19 protein-coding genes, 1 pseudogene and 1 riboswitch are annotated in these 25,812 nt (G+C 69.6%); of the genes and pseudogenes, 9 read left to right on the top strand and 11 right to left on the bottom strand.

Features of this window, described 5'->3' with window-relative positions; all coding sequences use genetic code 11:
* Positions 1–12: 12 nt before the first annotated feature.
* From KN815_RS17510 to KN815_RS17480, 7 genes are all read right to left on the bottom strand, one after another.
* Positions 13–1,155: an ABC transporter ATP-binding protein gene (locus KN815_RS17510; RefSeq protein ID WP_253209049.1), complete on the bottom strand. Its 1,143-nt coding sequence runs from the start codon at positions 1,153–1,155 to the stop codon at positions 13–15.
* Positions 1,152–2,126, bottom strand: coding sequence for an ABC transporter permease (locus tag KN815_RS17505; protein WP_253209048.1), 975 nt, complete (start codon positions 2,124–2,126; stop codon positions 1,152–1,154). Before KN815_RS17505 ends, KN815_RS17510 begins: the two co-directional genes overlap by 4 nt.
* Positions 2,127–2,286: 160 nt before the next feature.
* Positions 2,287–4,047, bottom strand: a complete 1,761-nt coding sequence (locus KN815_RS17500) for an ABC transporter substrate-binding protein (protein ID WP_216342860.1) — start codon at positions 4,045–4,047, stop codon at positions 2,287–2,289.
* A 134-nt stretch (positions 4,048–4,181) separates the two neighbouring features.
* Entirely contained in the window at positions 4,182–5,186 is a 1,005-nt protein-coding gene (locus tag KN815_RS17495) for an ABC transporter permease (protein WP_059144109.1), read from the bottom strand.
* Between the two features lie 474 nt (positions 5,187–5,660).
* Complete coding sequence (locus KN815_RS17490; protein WP_216342859.1) at positions 5,661–6,455, bottom strand: enhanced serine sensitivity protein SseB C-terminal domain-containing protein; 795 nt, start codon at positions 6,453–6,455, stop codon at positions 5,661–5,663.
* A gap of 112 nt (positions 6,456–6,567) precedes the next feature.
* A complete protein-coding gene (locus KN815_RS17485) occupies positions 6,568–7,374 on the bottom strand; it encodes an enhanced serine sensitivity protein SseB (RefSeq protein WP_372458385.1) in 807 nt (268 codons plus the stop codon).
* 229 nt (positions 7,375–7,603) lie between these two features.
* Positions 7,604–8,302: an AAA family ATPase gene (locus tag KN815_RS17480; RefSeq protein WP_216342858.1), complete on the bottom strand. Its 699-nt coding sequence runs from the start codon at positions 8,300–8,302 to the stop codon at positions 7,604–7,606.
* 168 nt (positions 8,303–8,470) lie between these two features.
* Positions 8,471–8,581, top strand: a riboswitch (glycine riboswitch).
* A gap of 169 nt (positions 8,582–8,750) precedes the next feature.
* Between KN815_RS17480 and gcvT the strand changes: the two genes are divergently transcribed.
* The 6 genes from gcvT to KN815_RS17450 all read left to right on the top strand — a co-directional run bounded on the left by gcvT (position 8,751) and on the right by KN815_RS17450 (position 14,816).
* A complete protein-coding gene (gene gcvT, locus KN815_RS17475) occupies positions 8,751–9,878 on the top strand; it encodes a glycine cleavage system aminomethyltransferase GcvT (RefSeq protein WP_216342857.1) in 1,128 nt (375 codons plus the stop codon).
* Positions 9,879–10,084: 206 nt separating this feature from the next.
* Positions 10,085–10,465 carry a glycine cleavage system protein GcvH gene (gene gcvH / locus KN815_RS17470; protein ID WP_216342856.1) on the top strand — a complete coding sequence of 127 codons (381 nt, stop codon included), beginning with the start codon at positions 10,085–10,087 and terminating at the stop codon, positions 10,463–10,465.
* Between the two features lie 25 nt (positions 10,466–10,490).
* Positions 10,491–11,756 (top strand): serine hydroxymethyltransferase, encoded by a 1,266-nt coding sequence (gene glyA, locus KN815_RS17465; protein ID WP_216342855.1) that lies wholly within the window; start codon positions 10,491–10,493, stop codon positions 11,754–11,756.
* Positions 11,757–11,854: 98 nt separating this feature from the next.
* Positions 11,855–13,237, top strand: a complete 1,383-nt coding sequence (locus KN815_RS17460) for an L-serine ammonia-lyase (protein WP_216342854.1) — start codon at positions 11,855–11,857, stop codon at positions 13,235–13,237.
* Between the two features lie 131 nt (positions 13,238–13,368).
* Complete coding sequence (locus tag KN815_RS17455) at positions 13,369–13,926, top strand: carboxymuconolactone decarboxylase family protein (protein ID WP_216342853.1); 558 nt, start codon at positions 13,369–13,371, stop codon at positions 13,924–13,926.
* A complete protein-coding gene (locus KN815_RS17450) occupies positions 13,923–14,816 on the top strand; it encodes an RNA polymerase sigma-70 factor (protein WP_216342852.1) in 894 nt (297 codons plus the stop codon). Before KN815_RS17455 ends, KN815_RS17450 begins: the two co-directional genes overlap by 4 nt.
* Here the strand turns inward: KN815_RS17450 and KN815_RS17445 are convergent.
* Positions 14,807–15,373 (bottom strand): Uma2 family endonuclease, encoded by a 567-nt coding sequence (locus tag KN815_RS17445; protein WP_216342851.1) that lies wholly within the window; start codon positions 15,371–15,373, stop codon positions 14,807–14,809. The two genes, KN815_RS17450 and KN815_RS17445, sit on opposite strands and share 10 nt — an antisense overlap.
* A 190-nt stretch (positions 15,374–15,563) precedes the next feature.
* Between KN815_RS17445 and KN815_RS51540 the strand changes: the two genes are divergently transcribed.
* Both KN815_RS51540 and KN815_RS17435 read left to right on the top strand, forming a co-directional pair.
* Positions 15,564–20,786, top strand: a complete 5,223-nt coding sequence (locus KN815_RS51540; protein WP_216342850.1) for a DUF6531 domain-containing protein — start codon at positions 15,564–15,566, stop codon at positions 20,784–20,786.
* A gap of 2 nt (positions 20,787–20,788) precedes the next feature.
* Positions 20,789–21,217 carry a hypothetical protein gene (locus tag KN815_RS17435; RefSeq protein WP_216342849.1) on the top strand — a complete coding sequence of 143 codons (429 nt, stop codon included), beginning with the start codon at positions 20,789–20,791 and terminating at the stop codon, positions 21,215–21,217.
* A gap of 100 nt (positions 21,218–21,317) precedes the next feature.
* On the opposite strand, the gene KN815_RS17430 is transcribed toward KN815_RS17435, so the two are convergent.
* The 3 genes and pseudogenes from KN815_RS17430 to KN815_RS17420 all read right to left on the bottom strand — a co-directional run.
* Complete coding sequence (locus KN815_RS17430; protein ID WP_216342848.1) at positions 21,318–21,542, bottom strand: DUF397 domain-containing protein; 225 nt, start codon at positions 21,540–21,542, stop codon at positions 21,318–21,320.
* Positions 21,539–22,384 carry a helix-turn-helix domain-containing protein gene (locus KN815_RS17425; RefSeq protein ID WP_216342847.1) on the bottom strand — a complete coding sequence of 282 codons (846 nt, stop codon included), beginning with the start codon at positions 22,382–22,384 and terminating at the stop codon, positions 21,539–21,541. The genes KN815_RS17430 and KN815_RS17425 overlap by 4 nt, the downstream gene beginning before the upstream one ends.
* Positions 22,385–23,160: 776 nt before the next feature.
* Positions 23,161–24,480: pseudogene (locus KN815_RS17420) on the bottom strand (diacylglycerol/lipid kinase family protein); the annotation flags it as partial.
* A 280-nt stretch (positions 24,481–24,760) separates the two neighbouring features.
* On the opposite strand from KN815_RS17420, the gene KN815_RS17415 reads away from it, so the two are divergent.
* The coding region (locus KN815_RS17415; protein ID WP_216342846.1) for a hypothetical protein at positions 24,761–25,812 on the top strand (1,052 nt) is incomplete at its 3' end.

The following is a 25,812-nucleotide window of genomic DNA, read 5'->3' as shown; positions in this document are numbered from 1 at the left end:
CCTTCTGGTCGGTCACAGCTTCGGCGCAATCTCTTCGGTCCAGATCCGGGTGCGCTCCTCCTGCGACATATGGCACGCGGAGAAGTGCCCGCCGCCACCGGCCGCACTGAGCTCCGGCCGCTCGGTGCGCGTGATGTTGTCCTTCGGCACATCGGCGTACGGGCAGCGCGGATGGAAGGCGCAGCCGGACGGCACGTTGATGAGGCTGGGCGGGGAGCCCTTGACCGGGATGAGCCGCTCGGTCTGGTCGCGGTCGATACGGGGCATCGAGCCCAGCAGCCCCCAGGTGTACGGGTGCTGGGGCTCGTAGAAGACCTTCTCGGCCGGGCCGCGCTCGACACAGCGGCCGCCGTACATCACCAGCAGATCGTCGGCGAGTTCGGCGACCACGCCCAGGTCATGGGTGATGACGATGACCGCGGAGCCGAACTCCTTCTGGAGATCCCGGATGAGGTCGAGGATCTGCGCCTGGACGGTGACGTCCAGGGCGGTGGTCGGCTCATCCGCGATCAACAGCTCGGGGTTGTTGACCAGCGCCATCGCGATCATGGCGCGCTGGCGCATACCGCCGGAGAACTCATGCGGATAGCTGTCCACGCGCTTGTCGGGCTGCGGGATGCCGACGCGGTCCAGCAGCTCGATCGCGCGCTTGCGGGCCACCTCCTTGGTGACCTCGTTGTGCACCCGGTACGCCTCGATGATCTGGCGGCCGATGGTGTAGTACGGGTGCAGCGCGGACAGCGGATCCTGGAAGATCATCGACATCTCGCGGCCGCGCAGCTTGCGCACCTCGTCCGGGTCGGCGCCCAGCAGCTCCTGGCCGTTGAGCCAGATCTCGCCGGAGATCCGCGCCTTGCGGCGGCCGTACTGCCCGGCTGTGTGCAGCCCCATGATGCCGAGCGAGGTGACGGACTTGCCGGAGCCGGACTCGCCGACGATGCCGAGGGTCTTGCCCTTCTCCAGCCGGAAGCTGAGCCCGTCCACCGACTTCACCAGACCGTCGTCGGTCGGGAAGTGGACGTGCAGATCGCGCACCTCGAGGAAGGCGGTGGGGGCGGGCGAGCCCGCCGCGGCCACCTCGCCCACGGCGGCGGTGCCGGTGGCCGGCAGATCGCCGTTCCCGGGCTGTCCGGAGGGCTTGGTCAGGTCGGTCATCCGAGCCTCACTCGCGGGTCGATGACGGCGTACAGGAGGTCCACGACGAGGTTGGCGATCACGATGAAGACGGCCGCGATCAGGGTGACGCCGAGGATGACCGGCAGGTCCTTCTCGGTGATCGCGTTCACCGCGAGCCGCCCGAGGCCGGGCAGGTTGTAGGTGGTCTCGGTCAGGACCGCGCCGCCCAGCAGCGCGCCCAGGTCGAGACCGAGCAGGGTAAGGACCGGGGTCCAGGTCGAGCGCATCGCGTGCCGGCCGATGACCGCCCGTTCTCGCAGGCCCTTGGCGCGGGCGGTGCGGATGTAGTCCTCGCCCATGATCTCCAGCATGGTGGCCCGGGTGAGCCGGGCGTACATCGCCGCGTAGAGGAAGGCGAGCGTGATCCACGGGAGGATCAGGCTCTCGAACCACATGGCCGGATCGTCACCGAGCCCCTTGTAGTCCACGTTGACCCACTTCAGCGAGTAGCTGAAGATCGCCAGCGAGAGCAGACCGGTGAAGTAGATCGGCAGCGAGACACCGGCCAGCGCGACCGTCATCGCGGAGCGGTCCCACAGGGTGCCCCGGCGCAGCGCGGAGACGACACCGGTGGTGATGCCGCCGACCAGCCACAGCAGACAGGCGCCGGCGGCGAGCGAGAGGGTGACCGGCATGGCATCGGTGAGCTGCGGCCACACCGCCTGCTCGGTGCGGAAGGAGTAGCCGAAGCAGGGCGCCGGGCAGTGGGTGACGTCCGTACCGCTGGCGTAGTCCCGGCCGACGAAGAGGCCCTGGACGAAGTGCCAGAACTGCACCAGGACCGGATCACCGAGGCTGAGCTTCTGCCGGATGCCCTCGATGGCCGCGGGGTCGGCCTGCTTGCCGACGAACAGCAGCGCGGGATCGGAACCGGCCCACTTCGGGATCACGAAGAAGATGGCGAAGGTCGTAAGGGTGACGACCAACAGCATCACGACGACGGCGAACAAGCGCCGGATGAGATAAGCAAGCACTGTGCGCGGCCCGGGCGGTGGCCCGTGATACCCCGGTTGAGGGGGATCACGGGCCACCACCCGCGGCCATCACCTGCCCTTCGGGCCTATCGGGTGCGGCGATGGGGGGGTGTGCGGCGGGTCAGGTGACCTGCCGTCACTTGACGACGCCCAGTTGGGAGTAGTCGTAGCGGCCGTTGTAGGCCGCCGACGAGAAGGCGTTCGTCAGCCGCGAGCTGCGCCAGGTGATGTTCTTCTCGTAGATGAACGGCATTTGCACGGCCAGGTCGCTGACCTTGTGATTCATCTTCTGGTAGATCGCGCCGGCCTTGTTGGGGTCGGTCTCCTTGAGCGCGTCGTCGAAGTACTTGTTGATCTCGGCGTCGTTGGTCTCGGAGACGTTGTAGTTACCGGTCTGCTCGATGAAGCGGCCGTCGATCAGCGGCTGGGAGAAGCCCTGGCCGGTCGGGAAGTCGGGGCCCCAGCCGGTCATGGACAGGCCGTAGCCGCGCTTCTTCATCACCGCCGGCGAACCGGTGATGCTGGCGGAGGTGCTGCCCTGGATCGGCTCCACGTTGAGGGTGATGCCGACCTTCTTCAGCGACGCCTGGAGCGCCTCGGCGGCGTCGACCTCGGCGGGCTGGTCGTTGCGGGCCACGATGCTGGTGGAGAAGCCACCCGGCTTGCCGCACTGCTTGAGCTCGTCCTTGGCCTTGGCCGGGTCGGCCTTGCCGCCGCGCTTGAGGATGCCGTACGGGTCGTAGTCGTCCGAGCCCTTGACGCTCTTGGGGAGCATGTTGGTGGCGAGGTCACCACCGGCCTGCGGGCCACCGCGGGTGGTCTGGAGCGACTTGTAGTCGGTTCCGTAGACAACCGCCTTGCGGCAGTGGATGTTGTCGAACGGCTTGACCTTGGTGGTGAAGTCGACGTACCGCACGAAGCTGGTGGTGATGTTGTCGACGTTGCCCTTGTGCTGCTTGAGGGCGTCGTTACGACCCGAGGGGGTCATACCGGTGGCGCTGAGGAAGACGTCGTAGTCGCCCTTGATCAGCAGCCGGTCGATCGCCTCGAGGTTGGAGTTGAAGGTGACCGAGATCTTGTCCGGCAGGGCCGGGCGGATCGGGTCGGACGCCTTCTTCCAGTTGCTGTTGCGCACCAGGGACAGGCTCTTGCCCGGGGTGTACGACTGGACCTTGTACGGACCGGAGGAGAACGGCCGGTTGGTGTACTTGGCGCCGGTGTCCTTGTCCGCCTTCACCGGGGAGCCGGTCGGCATCGCGAGCATCTGCTCGAAGTCACCGTTGGGCTTGGCGAGGTTGAAGACGATGGTCTTGTCGTCCGGCGTCTGGATCCCCTTCAGGCCCAGCTTGTCCTTGGACTTGTCCTTGTACGGGCCCTTGTACTCGCCCTTGGGGTCCAGGACCTGGCGCAGATAGCCGGGGCCGCCGGAGACGACGTCCTTGGCCCAGATGCGCTCGATGCCGTACTTGACGTCCTTGGACGTGATCGGGGAGCCGTCCTCCCAGGTGATCCCGTCGCGCAGGGTGTAGGTGTAGGTCTTACCGCCGTTGCTGATCTTGCCGGTGGAGGTGGCGAGGTCCGGGACCAGCTCGTTCGCGGCATTGCCCGGCTTCGGCGCGTAGGAGATCAGTTGGCGCGCGTAGAAGCGGGAGAAGTCCCAGGCGAACCCGTAGTACTGGCGCTGCGGGTCGAGGGAGTCGAACTCCTGCTTGTTGACGAACTTGAGGGTGCCGCCCTTCTTGGCGGACTTGGCGGCGACACCCTTCACCGCGGCGTTGAACCCGGCGCCCGAGCCCTCGTCGTCGGAACCGCCGCCACCGCAGCCGGCGGTGGCCAGGAGGGCGCCGACGACAGCCGCCGCTCCGGCGATCCGCCTGCTTCTCGAGAGCTGTTTCATAGTTGTTGCAACCTCCGGGGTAGCGGTCCTAGGCATGGCGCCGCGGAATTCTTCGGGGAGCCGACTGCCGGATACGGCAGGGGCTGATGCATTCGGGTACGACCGGTCCGCAGGGCGTGTGGTGCGCCGCGCCGTCATCGGGTGCCCTTCGGATCGAGCGCGTCGCGGACGCCGTCGCCGAAGAGGTTGAAGGCCAGCACGGTGATGAAGATCGCCACACCCGGGATGATCATGAACATGGGATCGTCCTCATAGGTGCCGACCGCCTTGGAGAGCATCTGCCCCCAGGAGGCGGTGGGCGGCTTCACGCCCGCGCCGAGGAAGCTGAGCGCGGCCTCGGTGAGGATGTTGGTGGGGATCATCAGCGTCGCGTAGACGGTGATCGGCGCCACCAGGTTGGGCAGCAGCTCTCGGAAGAGGATGTAGCGCCGGCCGGCGCCCAGGCTCCGCGCGGCCTCGATGTACTCCTTCTCGCGCAGCGACAGCGTCTGGCCGCGCACGATGCGGCCGACGTACGGCCAGCCGAAGAAGCCGATCACCGAGACCAGGATGGCGATGCGCACCCCGCTGCCGGTCAGTCCCAGCAGGTCGTTGGGGAGCACCGAGACCAGGGAGATGATGAAGAGCAACTGCGGGAAGGCCAGCAGCATGTCCATCACCCGGCTGATCAGCGAGTCGACCCAGCCGCCGAAGTACCCGGCGATGATGCCGAAAATGGTGCCGAGGACCACCGCGACCACCGCCGCGAGGAAGGCCACCAGCAGCGAGATCCGGGCGCCGTAGACGACGCGGCTGAAGACGTCGCGGCCGTTGGACGGCTCCACGCCGAAGAGGAAGTCCGAGCTGATACCGCCCATGGACCCCTTGGGGGTGCCGAACAGCGGGTCGATCTCCTCCTGGTGGAACTCGTTGGGCGGATGCCCGAGCAGGCTCACGATCAGTGGAGCGAAGATCGCCACCAGGACCAGGAAGACGACAACGATGCCACCCGCCAGCGCAAGCTTGTCCCGCTTCAGGCGTGTCCAGGCGATCTGCCGCAGCGATCTGCCTTCGACGGACGCTTTGACCACATCCGCCGCTACATCGGCAGTCGCCACCGGATCGCTGTCCGTGCTCGTGCCGTGCAATGGTGCCGTCATCGTGGTGGAGACCCCTCTCGACCGGTGGTGACCGGCCCACGACTCGCCGCTGTAGCGGCTTTGTTCACAACTCGGGTGAAAAGTCGCGTTCTGGTACGGAACCTTCTGGGAAGGGGTCGTACGTATGAACCGCACCCCTTGGAGCGGGAGTCTTCAACGCGTTTGTGATCACCCGCCAGTACTCCCGGGCAATGGATGCCTAACCGTGATGTGGGGAACACCGCTCCGCTATACGGACGGTCGCGACACGAGAACGCAGCAGTAACCTCACGCCCGCTATGGGATGTTCGGCCCCGAAGGCCCGGAAGGCCGGGCGGGCAATCCCGTCAATCGGTGCGCGGACCAGCGGGTTGGCGGGTCGGCGGGTCGGCGACGGACCACCGAGTCAGCGGGTCGGCACCGGCTCGGCGCGGCAGGAAGTCCGCACCGGCTCGGCACGGCAGCGAGTCCGCACCGGCTCGGCGCGGCGGCGGATCAGTAGGCGGGACGCGGCGGCGGGTAGCCGTAGCCGTAGGACGGCGCGGCGGGCGCGGCGCCATAGGCGTCGCGGTCGAAGAAGGGCCGGGCGTTGGCCCGCATCCACAGGGCGACGGGGTCGTACTCGTCGGAGAGCGCGACCGTGGAGACCGGCAGCCCGTCCGGTACGGCGGTGATCGACTGCTCCATCATCACCCGCACCGACTGCACCGCCGGTGGGCCGCTGTCGTAGAGATCCAGCCCGATGGCCAGATACGGGGCGCCCAGCGCGGGCTGCACCCAGGCGCGCCGCAGCGACCGCACCGCGGTGGTGCGATGCGCGTTCTGCCCCAACAGGGCGTAGAACTGCGGGATGTCGATGGCGGGTTCGCTCAGCCGCAGCGGCCCGGCGGGCAGCCGGTCCAGACCGCCCGCGATCCGGCGCAGATCCGGCCAGGGGATGCCCACTCCGCCGCCGCGGGCGTGGGGGTTGAGCCAGAGGCCGTAGCGGTCGCGGTAGAGCGAGTCGGCGATGAGGCGGCCGTCGACCACCTCATGCGCACGGTTCCAGCCACTTGCGGCCAGTTCCTGTGCGGAGGTCACGCACGGGGCGTAACCGAGGCCGTCCACATCCATGTTCCCGTACTGGGCCTCGGGCGTGCCGGGCGCACCGTGCCACAGCAGCATCCAGACCTGGCCCTCGCCGATGGCCTGGAGCAGCGCCTCATAGGCGTCGTACCGGCCGGGAGCGACCTGCTGCAACGCTCGCTCAACCTGGCCGGCCGCCGCCCCCCAATCCGCGCCCGCGCTCACCTGGGTCCGCCCCTTCTCTCGCCCTTTGTCCGCACCTCACCGGGGAACGTGCTCGCGCCCCTCCTGGTCATCAAACCAGCTTACGGGCCCTCATAGCGGACCCTGGGGTGAGTCAGAGGTCACGGTCGTAGAACGGCCGTACGCGCCCCATCATCCAGTCGACCACCGGATCCCCCTGTGCCACATCCAGCAGCACCAGTTGGACCTTCCACCGCACGGGCACCACGCCGAGGGCGCGGCCCAGCGCGTCCACCGCGCGCGCCTGGCCCTCGGGACCGGGGGCGTCGAGCTGCACGCCGACGAAGAGCGCCGGCTCGTCGCCCTCGACGCTGGCCAGCGCGCGCCGGGCGGTCCGTACCCCGCTGTCCTTGGCGAACTCGATCCCGGCGGCGGCCAGGAAGTCCACCGGCTCGTCCTGCCAGTCCGGTTCGAAGAGCCGCACCCTGCCCCCGGTGGCCGGGCCGTCGAGCTCGCTACGCCCGGCACGGCACAGCTCCCGGACGGCGGGCGGAGGCAGCGGTACGACCACCGCACCACCGGGGTTCACCGCGATGCCGAGCTGGGGCGGCAGGCCGCGGGCGAACTCCACGGCCGGGGCGATGGTGAAGGACATATGGGAGCCGACGAGTTGGAGGAACTGCTGCTCGGAGCTGAACACCGGGACATACGCGGCGCCCTCGATCTCCATCGTGGGCAGATCGAGGCTCGGGCTGCCCGGGCCCCCGCCGCCCGGCAGCGGAACCCAGATATGGCTGCGGGAGAGCGTCTCGACGATGCGCGCTCCGGCCCCGGGTACGTCGATCGAGGCGGCCATCACCTCTTCGAGCTCATTGCCGGGAAACGCCGGATACGCGGTGTGCGCGCCGTCGGGGAATCCTCCGTGAGCCGGGGCCATGCCGTACTGCTCCGGGAAGCTCATCTTCGTCCAACCGCCATCTCGTCCTACCTGCCCAAAGCACCCTAGCGGCTGGGCGGGCCAGGGCCGGCGGGGGCGGCGTCATCTCCACAGCACTTCCCCACCTCGCCCGGCCCCACGCCACGGTCACACTGGGTGATGCCCCGGTGGCCGATTTCCGGCCAAGGTCATCCGGCGTTCCCTTTCTTCCCGGGGAGGAAGGGAGACTCCCGCCCTCCCTTCTCTCCGGGACTCACTCGAAGGAGATGCAGCGCAGCTCGCTCGCGGTCGAGCGGTCCAGCAGCACCGCCGAGGCGCATCCCTCCGGCGGCCGCCCCTCCTCCATCCCCGCGATCAGCCGCCGCATCGCGCGCCGATGTCTGCCGAAGGCATAGCCGGAGACCCCGCGGCCACGGGCGGCCTGGCCCTCCAGCGCCATCGTGGCGTCCACGTCCAGCAGCACCATATGGAGACTGCGGCCCCGGCGCCGCGCGTCCCTGGCCAGCCAGCGGCGGACCCATGGCAGCGCGCCGCAGTCGTGCACCACGACGCTCACGTTCGAGCGCAGTGCCCGGCGCAGCCCGGCGTAGTGGGCGTACCGGACCAGCGGGCGGTAGAGCGCGTACGGCAGCCAGCCGGGCATCCGGCGCTCCCACGCCTCCCGGGTGTTCTGCGAGTCCACCCGGATGACGACCGCGCCCGTCCCGTCCAGGAGGGGCACCGTCCGGTTGATCAGCGTGCTCTTGCCGGCGCCCGGCAGCCCGGAGGCGACCAGCACGTCCCCCACCGGAAAGCGCAGCTCGCGCGGGTCCGCGCCGCCGTCCGGCACCGGGCCGCGCAGGTCGTGCACCGCGATGCGCCGGCCGGGGATGGCCGTCGACCCGGAGGGGACGCGGCCACGCCGGGCCGGCAGGAGCCGTTGCGCGGTCTCGTATGTTCCCTGCCCATGCACCGTGATCGTCCTCCCAGGTCGGTCAACGCTGCTCGTACCCGCAGAGTGTCAAGAAAAGGTAATGTCCATCAAGGCTGCCTCTGCCCGATCCGGCGCAGCGTCCCCGATCGGGGCTTCCTTTCTCGGCCACACATGCGATGATGTGCGCGCAACTCCATACCGGCCGTTCGAATCCGCGCGGGAGAGTCCTTGGCCACCGGCAGTCATGCCGGGTGTCCAGGGCGCCGAAGGAGCAAGTCCTCCCTTGAATCTCTCAGGCCCCGATACCGCGTGGACGAGGCAGATCTGAAAAGCGAGCCGCGGGCGCGGCTCCACCCAAGGTGCAAGCCGGGCCCCTTACGGGCGTCACGGCGAACCTCTCAGGTTCCGATGACAGATGGGGAGGACGCACGCGTCCTTGTCGTACGTCCTCGCCGTCGCGCGACCCCGATCTTCTGGAGCCTGAATCGTGACCGACGCCCCGCCCGCCCCCCGCCATACCGCGCTGGACGCACGGCACCGTGCGCTCGGCGCCACCATGACCGACTTCGCCGGCTGGGACATGCCGCTGCGCTACGGCAGCGAGCGCGACGAGCACACCGCGGTGCGCACCCACGCCGGGCTTTTCGATCTCTCCCATATGGGTGAGATCTCTCTCATCGGTTCGCAGGCCGGAGCGGCCCTGGATCACGCCCTGGTCGGCCGGCTGTCCGCGCTCGCCGTGGGCCGCGCCCGCTACACCATGATCTGCGACGCCGAGGGCGGCATCCTGGACGACCTGATCGTCTACCGCCTCGGGGACGAGGAGTTCCTGGTCGTGGCCAACGCCTCCAACGCCCAGGTGGTGCTGGACGCGCTGACCGAACGGGCCGGCGGTTTCGAGGCGACCGTAAGGGACGACCGCGACGCCTATGCGCTGATCGCCGTCCAGGGGCCCGAGTCCCCCGGGATCCTGGGCAGCCTGACCGACGCCGACCTGGCGGGGCTCAAGTACTACGCCGGGCTGCCGGGCACCGTCGCGGGCGTCCCCGCCATGATCGCCCGCACCGGCTACACCGGCGAGGACGGCTTCGAGCTGTTCCTGGCGCCGGACGACGCCGAGCGGGTCTGGGACGCGCTGACCGAGGCGGGCGCCCCGGTGGGCCTGGTGCCCTGCGGTCTGTCCTGCCGGGACACCCTGCGCCTCGAGGCGGGCATGCCGCTGTACGGGAATGAGCTGACCACCGACACCACCCCCTTCGACGCGGGGCTCGGCCGGGTCGTGAAGTTCGACAAGCCGGGCGACTTCGTCGGCCGGCAGGCCCTGGAGGCCGCCTCCCGCCAGGCGGACACCGTCAGCCCGCGCACCCTGGTCGGCCTGGTCGCCGAGGGCCGCCGGGTGCCGCGCGCCGGATACGCCGTGGTGGCCGCCGACGGCTCACAGATCGGCCAGGTCACCTCCGGAGCGCCCTCGCCGACGCTGGGCAAGCCGATCGCGATGGCGTACGTGGACCCGGAGTACGCGAAGCCCGGCACCGAGGGGGTCTCGGTGGACATCCGGGGCGCCCGGGAGCCGTACGAGGTCGTGGCGCTCCCCTTCTACCGGCGCGAGCGCTGAGCGGTCCCGCCGCAACGCGTCGCGCCCGACCGGCGTCCTCACATGGACCGGCCCGGCGTTCACCGGCGTCACATCCCCCCGACGCCGCGTCCACCGGCGTCATATGGCGCCGCACCGCGTAGACCGTCGCCGCACCCACCGGCGTCGCGTCCCACCAGCTAAGACCCGTTTCCCAATCACTCCCCCGTATCCAGGAGAATCGGACCATGAGCAACCCCCAGCAGCTTCGCTACAGCAAGGAGCACGAGTGGCTGTCGGCCGCCGACGAGGACGGCGTGTCGACGATCGGCATCACCGAGTTCGCGGCCAACGCGCTCGGCGATGTCGTCTATGTCCAGCTCCCCGACGTCGGCTCTGCCGTCACCGCCGGTGAAACCTGCGGTGAGCTGGAGTCCACCAAGTCGGTCAGCGACCTGTACTCGCCGGTCTCCGGTGAGATCACCGAGATCAACGAGGACGTGGTGAACGATCCGGCGCTGGTGAATTCCGCCCCCTTCGAGGGCGGCTGGCTGTTCAAGGTGCGGGTGACCGGCGAGCCGGAGGAACTGCTCTCCGCCGACGCGTACACCGCCTTCGCCGAAAACTGACCCTCCTCTTCCGATCGGGACCCTGATGTCGCTTCTCAACAGCTCCCTGCACGAGCTCGACCCGGATGTCGCCGCCGCCGTCGACGCCGAACTCCACCGCCAGCAGTCCACCCTGGAGATGATCGCCTCGGAGAACTTCGCTCCGGCGGCGGTCATGGAGGCCCAGGGCTCGGTCCTGACCAACAAGTACGCCGAGGGCTACCCGGGCCGCCGCTACTACGGCGGCTGTGAGCATGTCGATGTGGTCGAGCAGATCGCCATCGACCGGGTGAAGGAGCTCTTCGGCGCCGAGGCGGCGAACGTCCAGCCGCATTCGGGCGCCCAGGCCAACGCGGCCGCGATGTTCGCCCTGCTCTCCCCCGGCGACACCATCCTGGGGCTGAACCTGGCGCACGGCGGCCATCTGACCCACGGCATGAAGATCAACTTCTCGGGCAAGCTCTACAACGTGGTGCCCTACCACGTGGACGCCGAGACCGGTCTGGTCGACATGGACGAGGTCGAGCGGCTGGCCAAGGAGCACCGCCCCAAGATGGTGATCGCGGGCTGGTCGGCCTACCCCCGCCGGCTCGACTTCGCCGCCTTCCGCCGGATCGCGGACGAGGTCGGCGCGTACCTGATGGTCGACATGGCCCACTTCGCGGGTCTGGTGGCGGCCGGGCTGCACCCCTCGCCCGTACCGCACGCCCATGTGGTGACCACCACCACCCACAAGACCCTGGGCGGTCCGCGCGGTGGCGTGATCCTCTCCACCGCCGATCTGGCCAAGAAGATCAACTCGGCGGTCTTCCCGGGTCAGCAGGGCGGCCCGCTGGAGCATGTCATCGCGGCGAAGGCGGTCTCCTTCAAGGTCGCCGCGGGTTCGGCCTTCAAGGAGCGCCAGGAGCGCACGCTGGAGGGCGCCCGGATCCTCGCCGAGCGCCTGACCCAGGCCGATGTGCGGGAAGCGGGCGTCGCCGTCCTGTCCGGTGGCACCGACGTCCATCTGGTCCTGGTCGATCTGCGCGACTCGGAGCTGGACGGACGGCAGGCCGAGGACCGGCTCCACGAGGTCGGCATCACGGTCAACCGCAATGCGATCCCGAACGACCCGCGGCCCCCGATGGTCACCTCGGGTCTGCGGATCGGCACCCCGGCACTGGCCACGCGCGGCTTCACCGCGGAGGACTTCCGCGAGGTCGCCGACGTGATCGCGCAGACGCTCAAGCCGTCCTACGACGCGGAGGCGCTGAAGGCCCGGGTCACCGCCCTGGCCGACAAGCACCCGCTGTACGCCCATCTGTCCAAGTAACCCTGCACACGGGGGCGCGCCCGCCCTGGCGCGCCCCCGCCGCACCACCCCCGCACGGCCCGCACGCCTCCCCCGCGTGCAGACGAAGGAGTCCCCCCGTGGCCATCTCCGTATTCGACCTCTTCTCGATCGGCATCGGCCCGTCCAGCTCGCACACCGTCGGCCCGATGCGGGCGGCGCGGATGTTCGTCCGCCGGCTGAAGAACGAGGGCCTGCTGGCCCACACCGCCTCCGTGCGCGCCGAACTCTTCGGCTCGCTGGGCGCCACCGGTCATGGCCATGGCACCCCGAAGGCCGTACTGCTGGGCCTGGAGGGCCACTCCCCGCGCACCGTCGACGTCCAGGCGGCCGACAGCGAGGTGGAGCGGATCCGCGGCACCAAGCGGCTGCGGCTGCTCGGCACCGAGATCGGCCCCGGCCAGGAGATCGACTTCGACGCCTCGACCCAGCTCATCCTGCACCGCCGCCGCTCCCTGCCGTACCACGCCAACGGCATGACGCTGCTCGCGTACGACGCCGAGGGCCATCCGCTGCTGGAGAAGACGTACTACTCGGTCGGCGGCGGCTTCGTGGTGGACGAGGACGCGGTCGGCGAGGAGCGCATCAAGCTCGACGACACCGTCCTCACCCACCCCTTCCGCACCGGCGACGAACTGCTGCGGCTCTCCCATGAGACGGGTCTGTCCATCTCGGCGCTGATGCTGGAGAACGAGAAGGCGTGGCGCACCGAGCAGGAGATCCGGGACGGCCTCCTGGAGATCTGGCATGTCATGGAGGCATGCGTGGCCCGCGGCATGTCCCAGGAGGGCATCCTCCCCGGCGGCCTCAAGGTCCGCCGCCGCGCCGCCACCGCGGCCCGCGCGCTGCGCTCCGAGGGCGAGCCGACCGCCCGCGCCATGGAGTGGATCACCCTCTACGCGATGGCGGTCAACGAGGAGAACGCGGCCGGCGGACGCGTGGTCACCGCCCCCACCAACGGCGCGGCGGGCATCATCCCCGCCGTCCTGCACTACTACACGCGCTTCGTGCCGGGCGCCGACGAGGACGGCGTCATCCGCTTCCTCCTCGCGGCGGGCGCGATCGGCATGCTCTTCAAGGAGAACGCCTCGATCTCCGGCGCCGAGGTCGGCTGCCAGGGCGAGGTCGGCTCCGCCTGCTCCATGGCCGCCGGTGGCCTCGCCGAGGTCCTCGGCGGCTCCCCGGAACAGGTGGAGAACGCCGCCGAGATCGGCATGGAACACAACCTCGGCCTCACCTGCGACCCCGTGGGCGGCCTGGTCCAGATCCCCTGCATCGAGCGCAACGGCATGGCCTCGGTCAAGGCGGTCACCGCCGCGCGGATGGCCCTGCGCGGCGACGGCCGCCACCATGTCTCGCTCGACAAGGTCATCAAGACGATGAAGGAGACAGGCGCCGATATGAAGGTCAAGTACAAGGAGACGGCGCGGGGCGGGCTCGCGGTGAACGTCATCGAGTGCTGAGAGCGGGCGGATCCGGCCGGATCCGCCCGCTTCGGACGAGTGCCCGCCGGATGTCACACTCCGGCGGCCCGTTCTGTCGCACCTGCGGAAGGTCTTGCGACCACAGCCGCGACAGGATGGAGAAACCCGCCATGGCCCGTATCTCGCTCGCTCCGCCCAGCACGCTGCTCAACCGCATCGGCGCCTGGTACTCCCGGCGCACCTACGGCAAGGTGCTCGACCCCGGTCTGGCCGTCGGCCACAACGGGCGGGTGCTCCTGACGTACGTACGGCAGGAGCGCGGCGCCGCCAAGTGGAACCGCCTCGACCGGGGCGTCAAGCACCTCGCGGTGATGGCCGCGGCGGCCAGGATCAACTGCTCGTGGTGCATGGACTTCGGCCACTGGGAGGCCGACTCCCTCGGCCTCCCCATGGACAAGATCTCCAAGGTGCCGCAGTGGCGCGACCACCAGGACGCCTTCACCGAACTGGAACTGCTCGTCCTGGACTACGCCGAAGCGATGACCGAAACCGAACCCCGCGTCACCGACGAGCTCGCGGCCACCCTGATCGAGCGGCTGGGTGAGGCCGCCTTCGTCGAACTCACCGCCATGGTCGCCCTGGAGAACTACCGCTCGCGCATCAACAGCGCCTTCGGCCTGACCAGCCAGGGCTTCTCGGACACCTGCGCGGTAACGTCACGGACGTGATCGACGCGACCACCTTCGAGCGCCACCGGCGCATGCTGTTCGGCATCGCCTACCGCATGCTCGGCAGCGTCGCCGATGCCGAGGACATGGTGCAGGACACCTGGCTGCGCTCCAGCCAGGTGACCACCCGGGTGGACAACCCGGCGGGCTATCTGGCCCGTACGGTCACCAACCTCTCGCTCAACCGGCTCACTTCCGCCGCCGCCACCCGCGAGCGGTACGTCGGCCCCTGGCTGCCGGAACCGCTGGTCACCCAGCCCGGCGCGGGCGAGGAGGTGGAGCTGGCCGAGTCCGTCTCGCTCGCCCTGCTCGTCGTCCTCGAGACTCTCTCGCCACTGGAGCGGGCGGTCTTCGTACTCAAGGAGGTCTTCGGCTTCTCCTTCAAGGAGATCGCCGGAATGCTGGAGCGCGGCGAGGCGTCCGTACGCCAGGTGGGCCACCGGGCCAGATCTCACGTCCAGGCCCGCCGGCCGCGCTACGACACACCGGCCGAGGTGCGGCGCCAGGTCACCGATGAGTTCCTGGCCGCCTGCCTCGGCGGCGACCTCAACCGGATGATGGAGCTGCTCGCCCCCGACGTCACGGCGTGGAGCGACGGCGGCGGCAAGGTCAAGGCCGCTCTGCGCCCGCAACAGGGCGCGGAGAAAGTCGCCCGCTTCCTGGCAGCAGTCCTCACCCAGCCGATGGACGACCCCCGGGTCCACACGGTCGACGTCAACGGCCGCCCGGGCCTGCTCCTCACCGTCGCGGGCCACCCGGACACGGTCGCCTGTGCGGAAGTCGAGGACGGGCGCATCACCGAGATCCGCATCATCCGCAACCCGGACAAGCTGCGCCACGTGCTCCCGACCGGCCGTCCGGATGCTCGACGTCCGAGCGATCAGAGCTGACCGAGGTCGACCCGCACCGGGAACGGAGCCGCGACCTTCACCACACCGGTGAACACCTCGCCCTCCCGGTACGTCTTCGTCGCGGGGTCGAGAACATAGGTGTAGACGAGCGGGACGCCGGTGGCCGCCTGCTCGATCCGCCAGTAGAAGGCGATTCCGGCCTTGGCGTACTGGTCCACCTTCACGATGCGGTCGGTGGTCTCCGACCCGGGCGAGACGACCTCGGCGACCAGCAGTACATGCTCGGGGCGGGTGGGCGTGATGTCGATCGTTTCCGCGCGATACACGACCACGTCCGGACGACGATTGGTGAGCGGCACGTCCTGGAGCCGGACGTCGAAATCGGTATCGGCGTTCCAGTCGGGGCCTGCGGCGTCTTCCAGGGCGTTGGCAAGGATCCGGGCCAGGCGGTTGTGCCGCTTCGACGCGCTGGGGCTCACCACGACCATCCCGTCCACGACCTCGATGCCCGCGCACTGCTCCTCGGACCAGGAGTCGTACTGCTCAGCCGTGATCTGCTCGTGCATCCACTCGGGAGCGACCATCTCGGCGGTCATGACTCACCTCCCTGAACCTGTGCGCTGGGGCTGATGCTGCTGGCCTCAGCGTACCGGGGTGGGCACCCCCTGTTCGGGACGCACGGATCCGCCCCAGGCCGCTCGGCCGTCCCTTGTATGTCACCGCTGTTCGACTTAGCGTGACGGATCACTGACAACGTCGGAGGGGGCCGCGGGCGTGGCGTTCTGGATGGCTGCTGCGTCCGTATGGGCTGTGTTGCAGCTCTTATTGCTGTCCTGGCCGGTGCGGACGGTGCGGTGGCCGACGGTGCTGCTCGCCTTCGGCGTGGGTGCGTACGGCTGCGGTGTGCTCTCGATGGGCCTGGAACTCGTCGTGGCACGCCAGTTGGCGACCGCGCGGGAGAAATCGCTGTCGGGCGTCATGGATGTGGTGTCGTGGACGACGGCTCCGGTGGTGGAGGAGCTGATCAAGATCGCGCCGCTCGTGGTCGCCGGGTGGGCGCTGCGCAGGCGGATGCAGTGGGGGCTGGCGGACTTCGTGGTGCTGGGCGGCGCCGCCGGGGCGGGGTTCGGTCTGCTGGAAAAGCTTCTGATGTACGCCGAGTCCGCGGGTAAGGCCGTCCCCACGGATGACGGGGGCTGGCAGATCTCGGGGGGACTGATCGACCCCCCGTACGTCCCCGGCCTCGGACAGATCCTCGGCAGTTGGTTTCCCTCATCGACCGGCACCGTCGAAGTCGGGGGGCCGACACTCCCCTATGACGTACACATCTTCGCCAGCGCGCTCGGCGGGCTGGGGGTGGGCCTGCTGTGGTGTGGTGCCCGCGCGGTGACCCGGGTCGCGGCCCTGGTGCCGCTGGCCGCGGCGGTGGCGATCCACTGGGTGACCAATTACGCCGCGGCCTTCCCGGGCGAGACCACCGCGATGGAGTGGCGGGAGAGGCTGGCCGGGGACTGGGGCCTGTGGATCATCCTGGGGTGCCTCGCCGTCGCGTGGATCTGGGATCTGCGCCGGTCCGGCCTGGGTCGGCGCCGTGCGCCTGACGTCGTACTGGCGGCCGAGCGCCAGGGCCAAACCGCCCCCGAAGCTCTCCTCGGGTACGCCCTGCTGCGCCTCCCGGCCACCTGGATCATCGCCCTGGGCTATGCCCGGCAGCGCAGAGCGCTGCTGTATGCCACGGCCCACCCCCGTACCCGCGCCGAGAAGCTGGAGCCGCTGCGCGAGTCGGTCGCCCGGCAGACCCGCCGGATGGACGCGTCCCACAGTCAGGAGGCATGGCATGGCGTGACCTTCCGGCAGTTGTGGCGCCGGGCCCGGGCGCAGCGCCCCCGCCGGCCGCGCCACGAGAAGGTTCTTCTGGTGCTCAGCCTGCTGCTGGCCGTCCCCTCCCTGCTGTATCTGGCGGTGGGTTCCTTCCCGTCCACGAAGGATCTACAGGAGTACTTCACCGGGGGCACCGGGCTGCACCTCCTGGTCGGTGTCGGCCTGGCCGGGCTGGCCCTGACCCTGTGGCGCCTGATCTCCGCCGTACGCGGCTACCGGGCCGCGGGCGCGGCCCCTCTGGGCGAGGCGCTCGCCCTGGTCCAGTTCCGGATCGCCGTCTGCGCGGGCTCACTCGTCGTCGGCGCCCTGCTGCTGTCCCGCTGGTCGGCGATCGCCGACGGCGAGGCCCCCCTCGCCGGCTACCGCATCCTCGGCACCGACCGCTTCCTGCTGCAAAAGCTCCTCGAGATCGGCCTTCCCCTCCTCCTGACCCTCGCCATGTTCGCCATGCCGTACGCGCTGCCGCTGGAACTCGCCATGGGCGGCGGGCTGGCGGAGACCCTGCTGATGGGTCTCGCCCCGCGTGCCCTCGCCCCGATCGCCTCCCGCGTCGGGGCCAGGCTGGCGGCGCGTGAGGCGACGCAATGGGCGCGCGGCGCTCTCCGCAGCCGTGGCCGTGGGTTCTTCTCCCGTACCTGGGACCGGGTGCGGCATGGTCGTACCGATCCGGTGGATGTGGCGACGGGGCGGATGTTCCTGCCGCAGACGGATGTGGAGCTGCCGGGTGTGCTGCCGCTGGTGTTCTCCCGCCGGGTGGACTCCGGGTACCGCGCCGGGCGGTGGTTCGGCCCGACCTGGGCATCGACGGCCGACCAGCGGCTGGAGTTCGACGAGCAGGGCGTGGTCTTCTTCACCGAGGACGGTCTGCTGCTGGCCTATCCGCATCCGGTGCCGGGCGGCGCCGCGGTCCTGCCCGCGGAGGGGCCGCGGTGGCCGCTGGCCCGGACGGCGGACGGGGTCGCGTACACCGTCACCGACCCGGAGGCCGGGCTCGTCCGCACCTTCGCCCCGTACCGCGACGAGGCACTGGCGCTCGTGCGGGAGATCGCCGACCGCAACGGCAACCGCATCACCTTCACCTACGACGCCTCCGGCACGCCCCTCGAAATCCTCCACAGCGGCGGCTACCGGCTGCGGCTGACGTCGGAGCACGAGCGGATCACCGGCCTGTGGGTGGGGGACGTACGGGTGATGGGCTACGGCTACACCGACGGCCATCTCACCGAAGTGACGGGGTCCTCGGGGCTGCCGCTGCGCTTCGTCTACGACCCGGCCGGGCGGGTCACGTCCTGGATCGACACCAACAACCGCTGGTACTCCTACGCCTACGACGAGCGGGACCGGGTCGTCGCCGAGGGCGGCGAAGGCGGTCACTACACCCTCCGCATCGGCTACGACGGGGTGGACCCGGACTTCCCCGGCCTGAAGCTCACGACCCTGACCTCACCGGACGGTGCGGTCACCCGCTATCTGATCGACGAGGCACACCAGGTCGTCGGGGAGATCGACGCGGCAGGCGCGGTCAGCCGCACCGCGTATGACCAGGCCGGACGTACGATCGCCGAGACCGACCCGCTGGGCCGCACCACCGGCTTCCGCTACGACGAGCACGGCCATCCGACGGCCGTGATCCGGCCGGACGGCAGCGAGATCAGCGCGGTGCCCGACGCACAGGGCAACCCGGTGCAGATCACCGATCCGGGCGGCGCGGTGTGGCGGCAGACCTTCGACACGGCGGGCAACCGCACCACCCTCACCGACCCACTCGCCGCCACCACCCGCTATATGTACGACGCACGCGGCGGCCTGCTCGCCGTCACCGACCCGCTGGGCGCGACGACCCGGGTGCGTTGCGACGGGGCCGGGCTCCCGGCCGAGATCACCGACCCGCTGGGAGCCACGACCTTCTACCAGCGGGACGCGTTCGGCCGCGTGGTGGCCGAGACCGACCCGCTGGGCGCGGTGACCCGCTACGAGTGGAGCCCGGAGGGCAAACTCCTGCGCCGCACCGGGCCGGACGGCTCGGCGGAGTCCTGGACGTACGACGGCGAGGGCAACCGCACCACCCACACCGATTCCGTCGGCGGCACGACGGTGTACGAGTACACCCACTTCGACCTGCTGGCGGCCCGTACGGGTCCGGATGGGGTCCGCTACACCTTCACCCACGACGCGGCGACGCGACTGACCCAGGTCACCAACCCCCAGGGCCTGACCTGGGATTACGCCTATGACCCGGCAGGCCGTCTGATAGCGGAGACGGACTTCGACGGCCGAAGGGTGACCTACGAACACGACGCGGCGGGCCAACTCCTGTCGCGTACCGACCCGCTGGGCCAACGCACCGGCTACGTCTACGACGCGCTGGGCCGCGTAGTGTCCCAGGACGCCGCCGGGCAGGTATCGACCTTCCGCTGGGGCCCGGCCGGAGAACTGCTCGAGGCCGTCGGCCCGGACACCGAACTGACCCGGGCCTACGACCCCGTCGGCCGCATGCTGTCCGAGACCGTGGACGGCCGCACCCTCCACCTGGTCTACGACCCGGCAGGACAGCTTGTCCGCCGCCGCACTCCGGCCGGAGCGGAGACAACTTACGCCTACGACGCGGCGGGCAACCGCACCACCCTGTCCACCGGGGACCGCGTCCTCACCTCGACACGCGATGCGGCGGGCCGCGAGATCACGCGCCGCATCGGCGACGCCCTCACCCTCACCCATACTTGGGACCCGCTCGGCCGCCTGGTCGCGCAATCGCTGACCGGCGCATCCAGCCGTATCCACCGGGCGTACGCCTATCGAGCCGACGGCCACCTCATCTCGATGGACGACAACCTGTCGGGCCGACGCACCTTCGACCTGGACGCGACAGGCCGGGTGACGACCGTCCACGCCGACGGCTGGACCGAGACCTACGCCTATGACGCGGCGGGCAACCAAACGCACGCGGCCTGGCCGAGCACGCAACCCGCCCAGGAGTCGACGGGCCCCCGCACCTACACCGGCACGCGCATCACCGGCGCGGGCTCGGTCCGCTACGAACACGACGACGCGGGCCGCCTCACCCTCCGCCAAAAAACCCGCCTGTCCAAGAAACCCGACACCTGGCGCTACACCTGGAACGCCGAAGACCACCTGGTATCGGTCACCACCCCCGACGGCACGGTCTGGCGCTACCTCTACGACCCCTTCGGCCGCCGCACCGCCAAACAACGCCTCGCGGCCGACGGCGAAAGCGTCCTGGAACAAACGGATTTCACCTGGGACGGCCCCACCCTGGTGGAACAAACCACCACCACCCCGGACCTCCCCCATCCCGTCACTCTCACCTGGGGCCACGACGGCCTGCGCCCGGTGGCCCAAACCGAACGCATCACCGAAGCCACCACCCAACGCGAAATCGACACCCGCTTCTTCGCAATCGTCACCGACCTCGTCGGCACCCCCACCGAACTGGTCGATGATTCAGGCACCATCGCCTGGCGCTCCCGCTCCACCCTCTGGGGCACCACCACCTGGGCCGCCGACAGCACGGCCTATACCCCTCTGCGCTTCCCTGGCCAGTACTTCGACCCCGAAACCGGCCACCACTACAATTTCCACCGCTACTACGACCCGGATTCTGCCCGCTATCTCTCCCCAGACCCTCTGGGCCTCGCCCCAGCCCTCAATCCGGCGACCTATGTCCACAACCCCCACACCTGGACCGATCCCCTGGGCCTCGCCCCCTGCCGCGAGTTCCACACAGTGCAAGGCCCTGAAGACGCCGTGCGGCTACGACGTGACGGCACCCCGTGGCCTACAGACGCGAACCGGGGCCAATACGGAGAAGGCGTCTACTCGTGGGGGAGCAGGGCGGATGCCGAGCGCTATCTGGAACGTCGACAGAGCCGTGGGTATGACGTAGAGATACTCACCTTCAAAGTCTCCGAACGCGACTTTGCAACTCTACGCAAGGCCGATATGATCGAAATGAGCCCCAGGGAAGCGGAATTGTTCATGGATCGCCATAGCCGACTGTACGGAGATGGGATTCCGCACAATTACGACTACATACGAGGCAGAACCGGAATGGGCGAAGAGCACTTCTTCAGTAAGTCCGTATTCCATCTGCTGAAATTCTTGGAATAGCAATGACAGCCATTCGAACTTTCAAATTCCGCAAGCGTTTCCCGAATGGGGGGCTCGCTGCCGACTTGTCCGCCGAGAGCGTCGCGAACGGCAGGCCAAACGAACAGCGCATTCAAGTCCACCGAAAGATCTACCTGTCCCCTCCCCCGGGCATCCATTGGAAAGATCTGGCGTGGCTCTGCGTCGGCGCATCACTTCACTCGGAGAACCTCTCCGCACTCTATCCCGAGGGCATAGAAGTCGCAGTCCATCGACTCACGTTTCCGCTCAGTGACTACCGTTCGGAAGTCGCTGCCCTCACTATCGACGGATGGCTGCAAGAGGAATTCAATCTTCCCGACGTGGGAGCGCGAGTAGATTATTCTCCCGAAACGGGCTCAAATGTATTCCATTGGGGAGATACGCAAGATCCGTTCGCGGATAACTTTTGAGTGCCCGCCCACCGATCATCGCCGCTTGGACGGCGGCTGGAAGACGCGCCGAGGATGGCGCTTCGCGCGACCATGCGTCCTGGCCGCGCGGCGCTGCGCCTCAGTTGGCCGGGAACTCTCCGCTGCGCACGGCGCTCGTGAACGAAGTCCACGCCTCCACGGGGAAGACGAGGGCGGGGCCTGCCGGGTGCTTGCTGTCCCGGACGGGGACAACACCGGCAGTGGCGGCTATGCCGGGTGCGAATTCCACGCACTGACCTCCGTTGCCGTTGCTGTAACTGGACTTGACCCACTCAGCACGGGACAGGTCGAGAGCGTTTCTCATCGAGCGTATTCCTCCATCACTCTACGGATCATGGACAAGGACTGATCAGGGTGCAGAGCGGCAGCCCGCAGCCGGTCATAGGTTGCGGTCGCACTCGCCACCGCTTCCGGTGAATCGATCAGATGGCCCGCAATCGCCGTGTCTACGTAGGCGACGTTCGGCCCTTCATCGAACGTCAGAAGGGTGAAACTCTCTGGCGCCGGGGGTGCCCCCACCGCGAACGGTAGTACCTGAAGGGTGATGTGCGGAGACTCCGCCTCCTCCAGAAGGTGGGCGAGTTGTGCGGTCATGACTCCTGGGCCACCCACCGCAGTCCGTAGGCATGCCTCGTTCAGGACGCACCAGAGCAGCGGAGGCGTGTCCTTCTCCATCACCTCCCGCCTCCGCAGTCGCCCATCCACCAGCTCATCGAGCTTGCTTGTGCTCTTCCGGGGATGCACGGCCTGGAACACCGCCCGCGCATACTCGGGCGTCTGCAACATGCCCATGATGAGCGTCGCCGAGTAGTCCAGGATGCTGACCGCCTGCCGTTCCAACTGCACGTACGGCACGAACCAGTCCGGATAGCCCTGCTGACTGGCCCGCTTCCGTAGGCGCGCGAACAGGCCCAGCGTGCCGAAGGCCCGATCGCATGCGTCGGCGAACTCGGGGCTGGCCAAGCGCTCCCCCGCCTCCACCTTGGCCACATATTGCTGCCCGTAGTTGGCTTTCAAGCCCAACTCCCGCTGGCTCAGCTCCGCCTGCATCCGCCAGGTTCGTACCTCGGCTCCTAAGAACGCCGCTCCGCTGGACGGTTCCTGGCCTGCTTCCCTGACCTCACTCACCCGTAGTTCTCCCCTCACCCCAAGCCGCTTGGTGTGCCCCGATCCCTGTTGCGCGCGGCCCCGCAGGGCAACGCTGGGCGTACACAGAGTGATTAAAGCTCGCAAGACACATCCAGGTCAGGAAGAACCCCCCATGGTGTTTCCCTCCGAACACATCACCGAATCCACCCGATATCGCGTCGCGGACCGGGTCACCCGCGAGATGCGGGAAGTGGCGCGGCGACGTGGCTGGAGTTCCGCGGGTCCGGCCGAGACGTCGGTGGGAGGGACTCCGGACGTCCTGTTCTGCGGGGCGCTCCCCGGAGACCTCCAACGGCGCGCCACCAGCCGCCCACATCCACCGGAGAGTGACCGTTGAACGACGTCTGCCCCATCTGCCGCCACTACGCGGCACTGCGCGAACAGGCCAGACGAGCCGGGGACTACAGCAAGGCCACCGACTACGAGGTGCTGCGCCGACGCCACCCCGCCCACACCGTCCGCATCCCCCGGCAGCCCGAAGGACGCATCGCATGAACCACCAACTCCGTCAGCCACAGCCCGACCAACCCCCAGCGCCCGCCCCCGGTCAGGTGGCGTACGACCCGGCCAGTGGCCGTACCGGCGTGGTGCAGGCGGTGCACGGCGTCGCCGAGTTGTGCTTCGACCACCAGATGACCAGCGGTCGCGTCGCGTTCCTCCGGCCGGAGCGAGGCGGCGTCGAGTGGACGGCCGACGCCGGGGCCCTCCGTTTCCCGGTGGACGGGGAGGCGCAACTCCCGCACCCGCACGCGCCATAACCGTGATCGGTGCGGTCCGCGCCCCGCCGCCGTCCTGACGGTGGTCAGCGCCAGTCGCCGCACCCTGCGCCAGTCCATGGCCGGTCTGCCGGCCGGGACCCCCGGGCGGTGTCTCGGGACCCGTACGCGCAGGGCGCCCGGCGCTATGTGGCAGTGGAGGGGGGTCCGCAGGGTGAGGGGTTCGCCGTCCACGCCGACCGGGACGGTCGGCTCCCGCGTGTCGACGGTGACGTCCTCGGCGGTCGTGGAGACCAGTCCGGGCGCGTTGCGGCCGCGCAGCAGGCCGGCTGCCTGTGCCGCCGAGTCGACCGTGACGGCCAGCACGCCGAGGACTCCGGAGTCCAGCCCTGGGCGCCGCCCCAGGCCCGCCGGATCGCCCGTGCGGTACGGATTGTTGCTCACCAGGACGGCCTGTGGTCTGTCCATGACGAGCCCACCCGCCCGCACCACGAGATCCGGCCCCGTCTCGTGGGTCAGCAGGTCGGGGAGGAGCTCAAGGGTGGTGCGGACCTTGTCGTCGCGGTAGGCGGGGCTCTGGACGACGGCCGCGTAGGCACCGAACGAGGCGTTGTTCACGAATACGCGCTCACCGATGAAGCCCAGGTCCACGCGCAGTTCGACCCCGTCGGTGAGCGCGTCCAGGCAGGCCGACGGGTCGTCCCGGTCCAGTCCGAGGTCCAGGGCGAAGTGGTTGCGGGTCCCGGCGGGGATCACCACGAAGGGGACACCGCACTCGGCCGCCACCCCCGCCACCAGGGCCTGCGTGCCGTCGCCGCCCGCTACGCCCAGCAGATCGGCGCCCTCCTCGACGGCGCGGCGGGCGAGCCCGACCACCCCGTCGGCCTGGTCGGGGTGGTCCGGGTCCAGGACGGCCACCCGTGCGCCCAGCGCCTCCGCCTTCTCCGGCAGGCCCAAGCGGCCGACCTTCCCGCCACCGGAGCGCGGATTCATGATCAGGAACGGCCGTTCCGGCGGCGCGACCCGGCGTTCCCCCGGGCGCCGGGGCCCGGCCTCCTCCGCCAGCGCGAACCGCCCCGAGGCAACCGCCAGCGCCCAGAGCGCGAGGGAGACCAGCACCACCCACAACAGTCCGGCCAGCGCGTAGAGGACCAGGACGACGACCGGTGCCACCACCGCCAGCACGGCGGCCAGCGCCCTGACCAGCCCTCTGTGGACGAGCGTCCACCACACGCCCGCCAGCGTGACCGCCGTCCCGCCCGCCCCCACCGCGACCAGCACCACACTCCGCGCCCCGGCGAACAGGAGAAGGATCACCACCGCCATGGCGCCCGCGACCAGGGCGAGGCGTGCCGTCCAGGGTGCCGCCGACGTCATATGACCTCCCGGGGCAGTGTCCTCCCACGGGTACCCCGCGCAGGGCTCGCCACCACGCCGCCCCACCACGTCGGCTCCCCGGTCCCGACTCCCGGCCCCGGCTCCCGGCCGTGAATCGAAACCGTGAATCGAAACGGCCCGCCACCGCGTTTCCAGAGCCTCGGACCGCGGATCGAGGAGATGCGCCGCCCCCAGGGGTGACCAGCGCCGTGACGCCGCCACTCTCCGGTGGCGTCTCCGTCCGGTGGCATTTCCCTCCGTCCCGCGCGAGGGAGGACCCATGGATTCGTCCGCCGACGCCTCCGGCCCCGCCCAGCCCCAGCCCCAGCCCCAGCCGCTCAGCGGGAGCGAACGACAGGAGTACGAGCGGCTGCGCGGGGCCGCGGCCGTACGCCACCGGCGGCTTCGCCACGCGGGCGCGAGTGTGCTGCTCGTCCTGGCGGTCCTGCTCTCGCCCCTCGCCATCGTCGCCACCTGGCTGCATGAGGAGATCACCGACTCGCACCGGTATGTCCAGACCGTCGCCCCGATCGCCCGGAACCCCGGCGTCCAGTCCACCATCACCAACCGGCTCACCCGGCGCGTGGTCGACCAGGTCGACGTGCCCGCCATCACCGCCCAGCTCGCCAAGAATCTGGACCAGACCAGAGCCCCGGCCGTCGTCGTGAACGGCACGAAGATGCTCGGCGGGCCGCTGGAGAGCGCCCTCACCGACGCCGTGCACCGCGTGATCCACAAGGCGGTCACCAGCGAACAGTTCCCGTTGGTGTGGGACGCGGCCAACCGCCGCGCCCACGCCGCCGTCGTCAAGGTCCTCACCGGTGAGGGCACCAGCGCGGTCCAGGCCCGCGGGAACGCGATCGTCCTGGACATCGGCACCCTTGTCGACAACGTCAAACAGCGCCTCGTCCGGGCGGGCTACGAGAAGGCCGCCAAGATTCCTTACATCGACCGGCAGTTCACGCTGGTGCGGACGGACAAGCTGGACGAGGCGCAAGGCGCGATGCGCCTCCTCGACATCGTCGGCACCTGGCTGCCCGCCGTGACGATCGTGCTCGCCGCGCTCGCCGTGTGGCTCTCCCCCGCGCATCGGCTCACGCTGCTGGCCGCCGGGATCGGCACGGCGGTGATGATGGTGGCGCTACTGGTCGGCCTGGCCGTGGTGCGCGGCGTCTACCTGGACTCCGTCCCGCCCACGGCCCTGCCCCGGGGCCCGGCGGCCTTCATCTTCGACACCCTCGTACGCTTCCTGCGCGAAAGCACCCGCACGCTTCTCGTCGTCGCGGTCGTCACCGCGCTCGCCGCCTATCTGTACGGCCCCGGGCGCGGGGC

Origin of the sequence: Streptomyces niphimycinicus, from assembly GCF_018883605.1 — a bacterium.
GTDB lineage: Bacteria > Actinomycetota > Actinomycetes > Streptomycetales > Streptomycetaceae > Streptomyces > Streptomyces niphimycinicus.
Note: the sequence above shows the minus strand (reverse complement) of the source record. Positions and strands in the feature narration are given on the sequence as shown.

What these genes read in the sequence shown, in the direction of transcription:
- KN815_RS17495 (WP_059144109.1), bottom strand. Translation starts at nt 5,186, where the DNA reads ATGACGGCACCATTGCACGGCACGAGCACGGACAGCGATCCGGTGGCG.
- KN815_RS17485 (WP_372458385.1), bottom strand. Translation starts at nt 7,374, where the DNA reads ATGAGCTTCCCGGAGCAGTACGGCATGGCCCCGGCTCACGGAGGATTC.
- KN815_RS17445 (WP_216342851.1), bottom strand. Translation starts at nt 15,373, where the DNA reads ATGACCGCCGAGATGGTCGCTCCCGAGTGGATGCACGAGCAGATCACG.
- KN815_RS17435 (WP_216342849.1), top strand. Translation starts at nt 20,789, where the DNA reads ATGACAGCCATTCGAACTTTCAAATTCCGCAAGCGTTTCCCGAATGGG.
- glyA (WP_216342855.1), top strand. Translation starts at nt 10,491, where the DNA reads ATGTCGCTTCTCAACAGCTCCCTGCACGAGCTCGACCCGGATGTCGCC.
- KN815_RS17510 (WP_253209049.1), bottom strand. Translation starts at nt 1,155, where the DNA reads ATGACCGACCTGACCAAGCCCTCCGGACAGCCCGGGAACGGCGATCTG.
- KN815_RS51540 (WP_216342850.1), top strand. Translation starts at nt 15,564, where the DNA reads ATGGCTGCTGCGTCCGTATGGGCTGTGTTGCAGCTCTTATTGCTGTCC.
- KN815_RS17500 (WP_216342860.1), bottom strand. Translation starts at nt 4,047, where the DNA reads ATGAAACAGCTCTCGAGAAGCAGGCGGATCGCCGGAGCGGCGGCTGTC.
- KN815_RS17455 (WP_216342853.1), top strand. Translation starts at nt 13,369, where the DNA reads ATGGCCCGTATCTCGCTCGCTCCGCCCAGCACGCTGCTCAACCGCATC.
- KN815_RS17430 (WP_216342848.1), bottom strand. Translation starts at nt 21,542, where the DNA reads ATGAGAAACGCTCTCGACCTGTCCCGTGCTGAGTGGGTCAAGTCCAGT.
- gcvH (WP_216342856.1), top strand. Translation starts at nt 10,085, where the DNA reads ATGAGCAACCCCCAGCAGCTTCGCTACAGCAAGGAGCACGAGTGGCTG.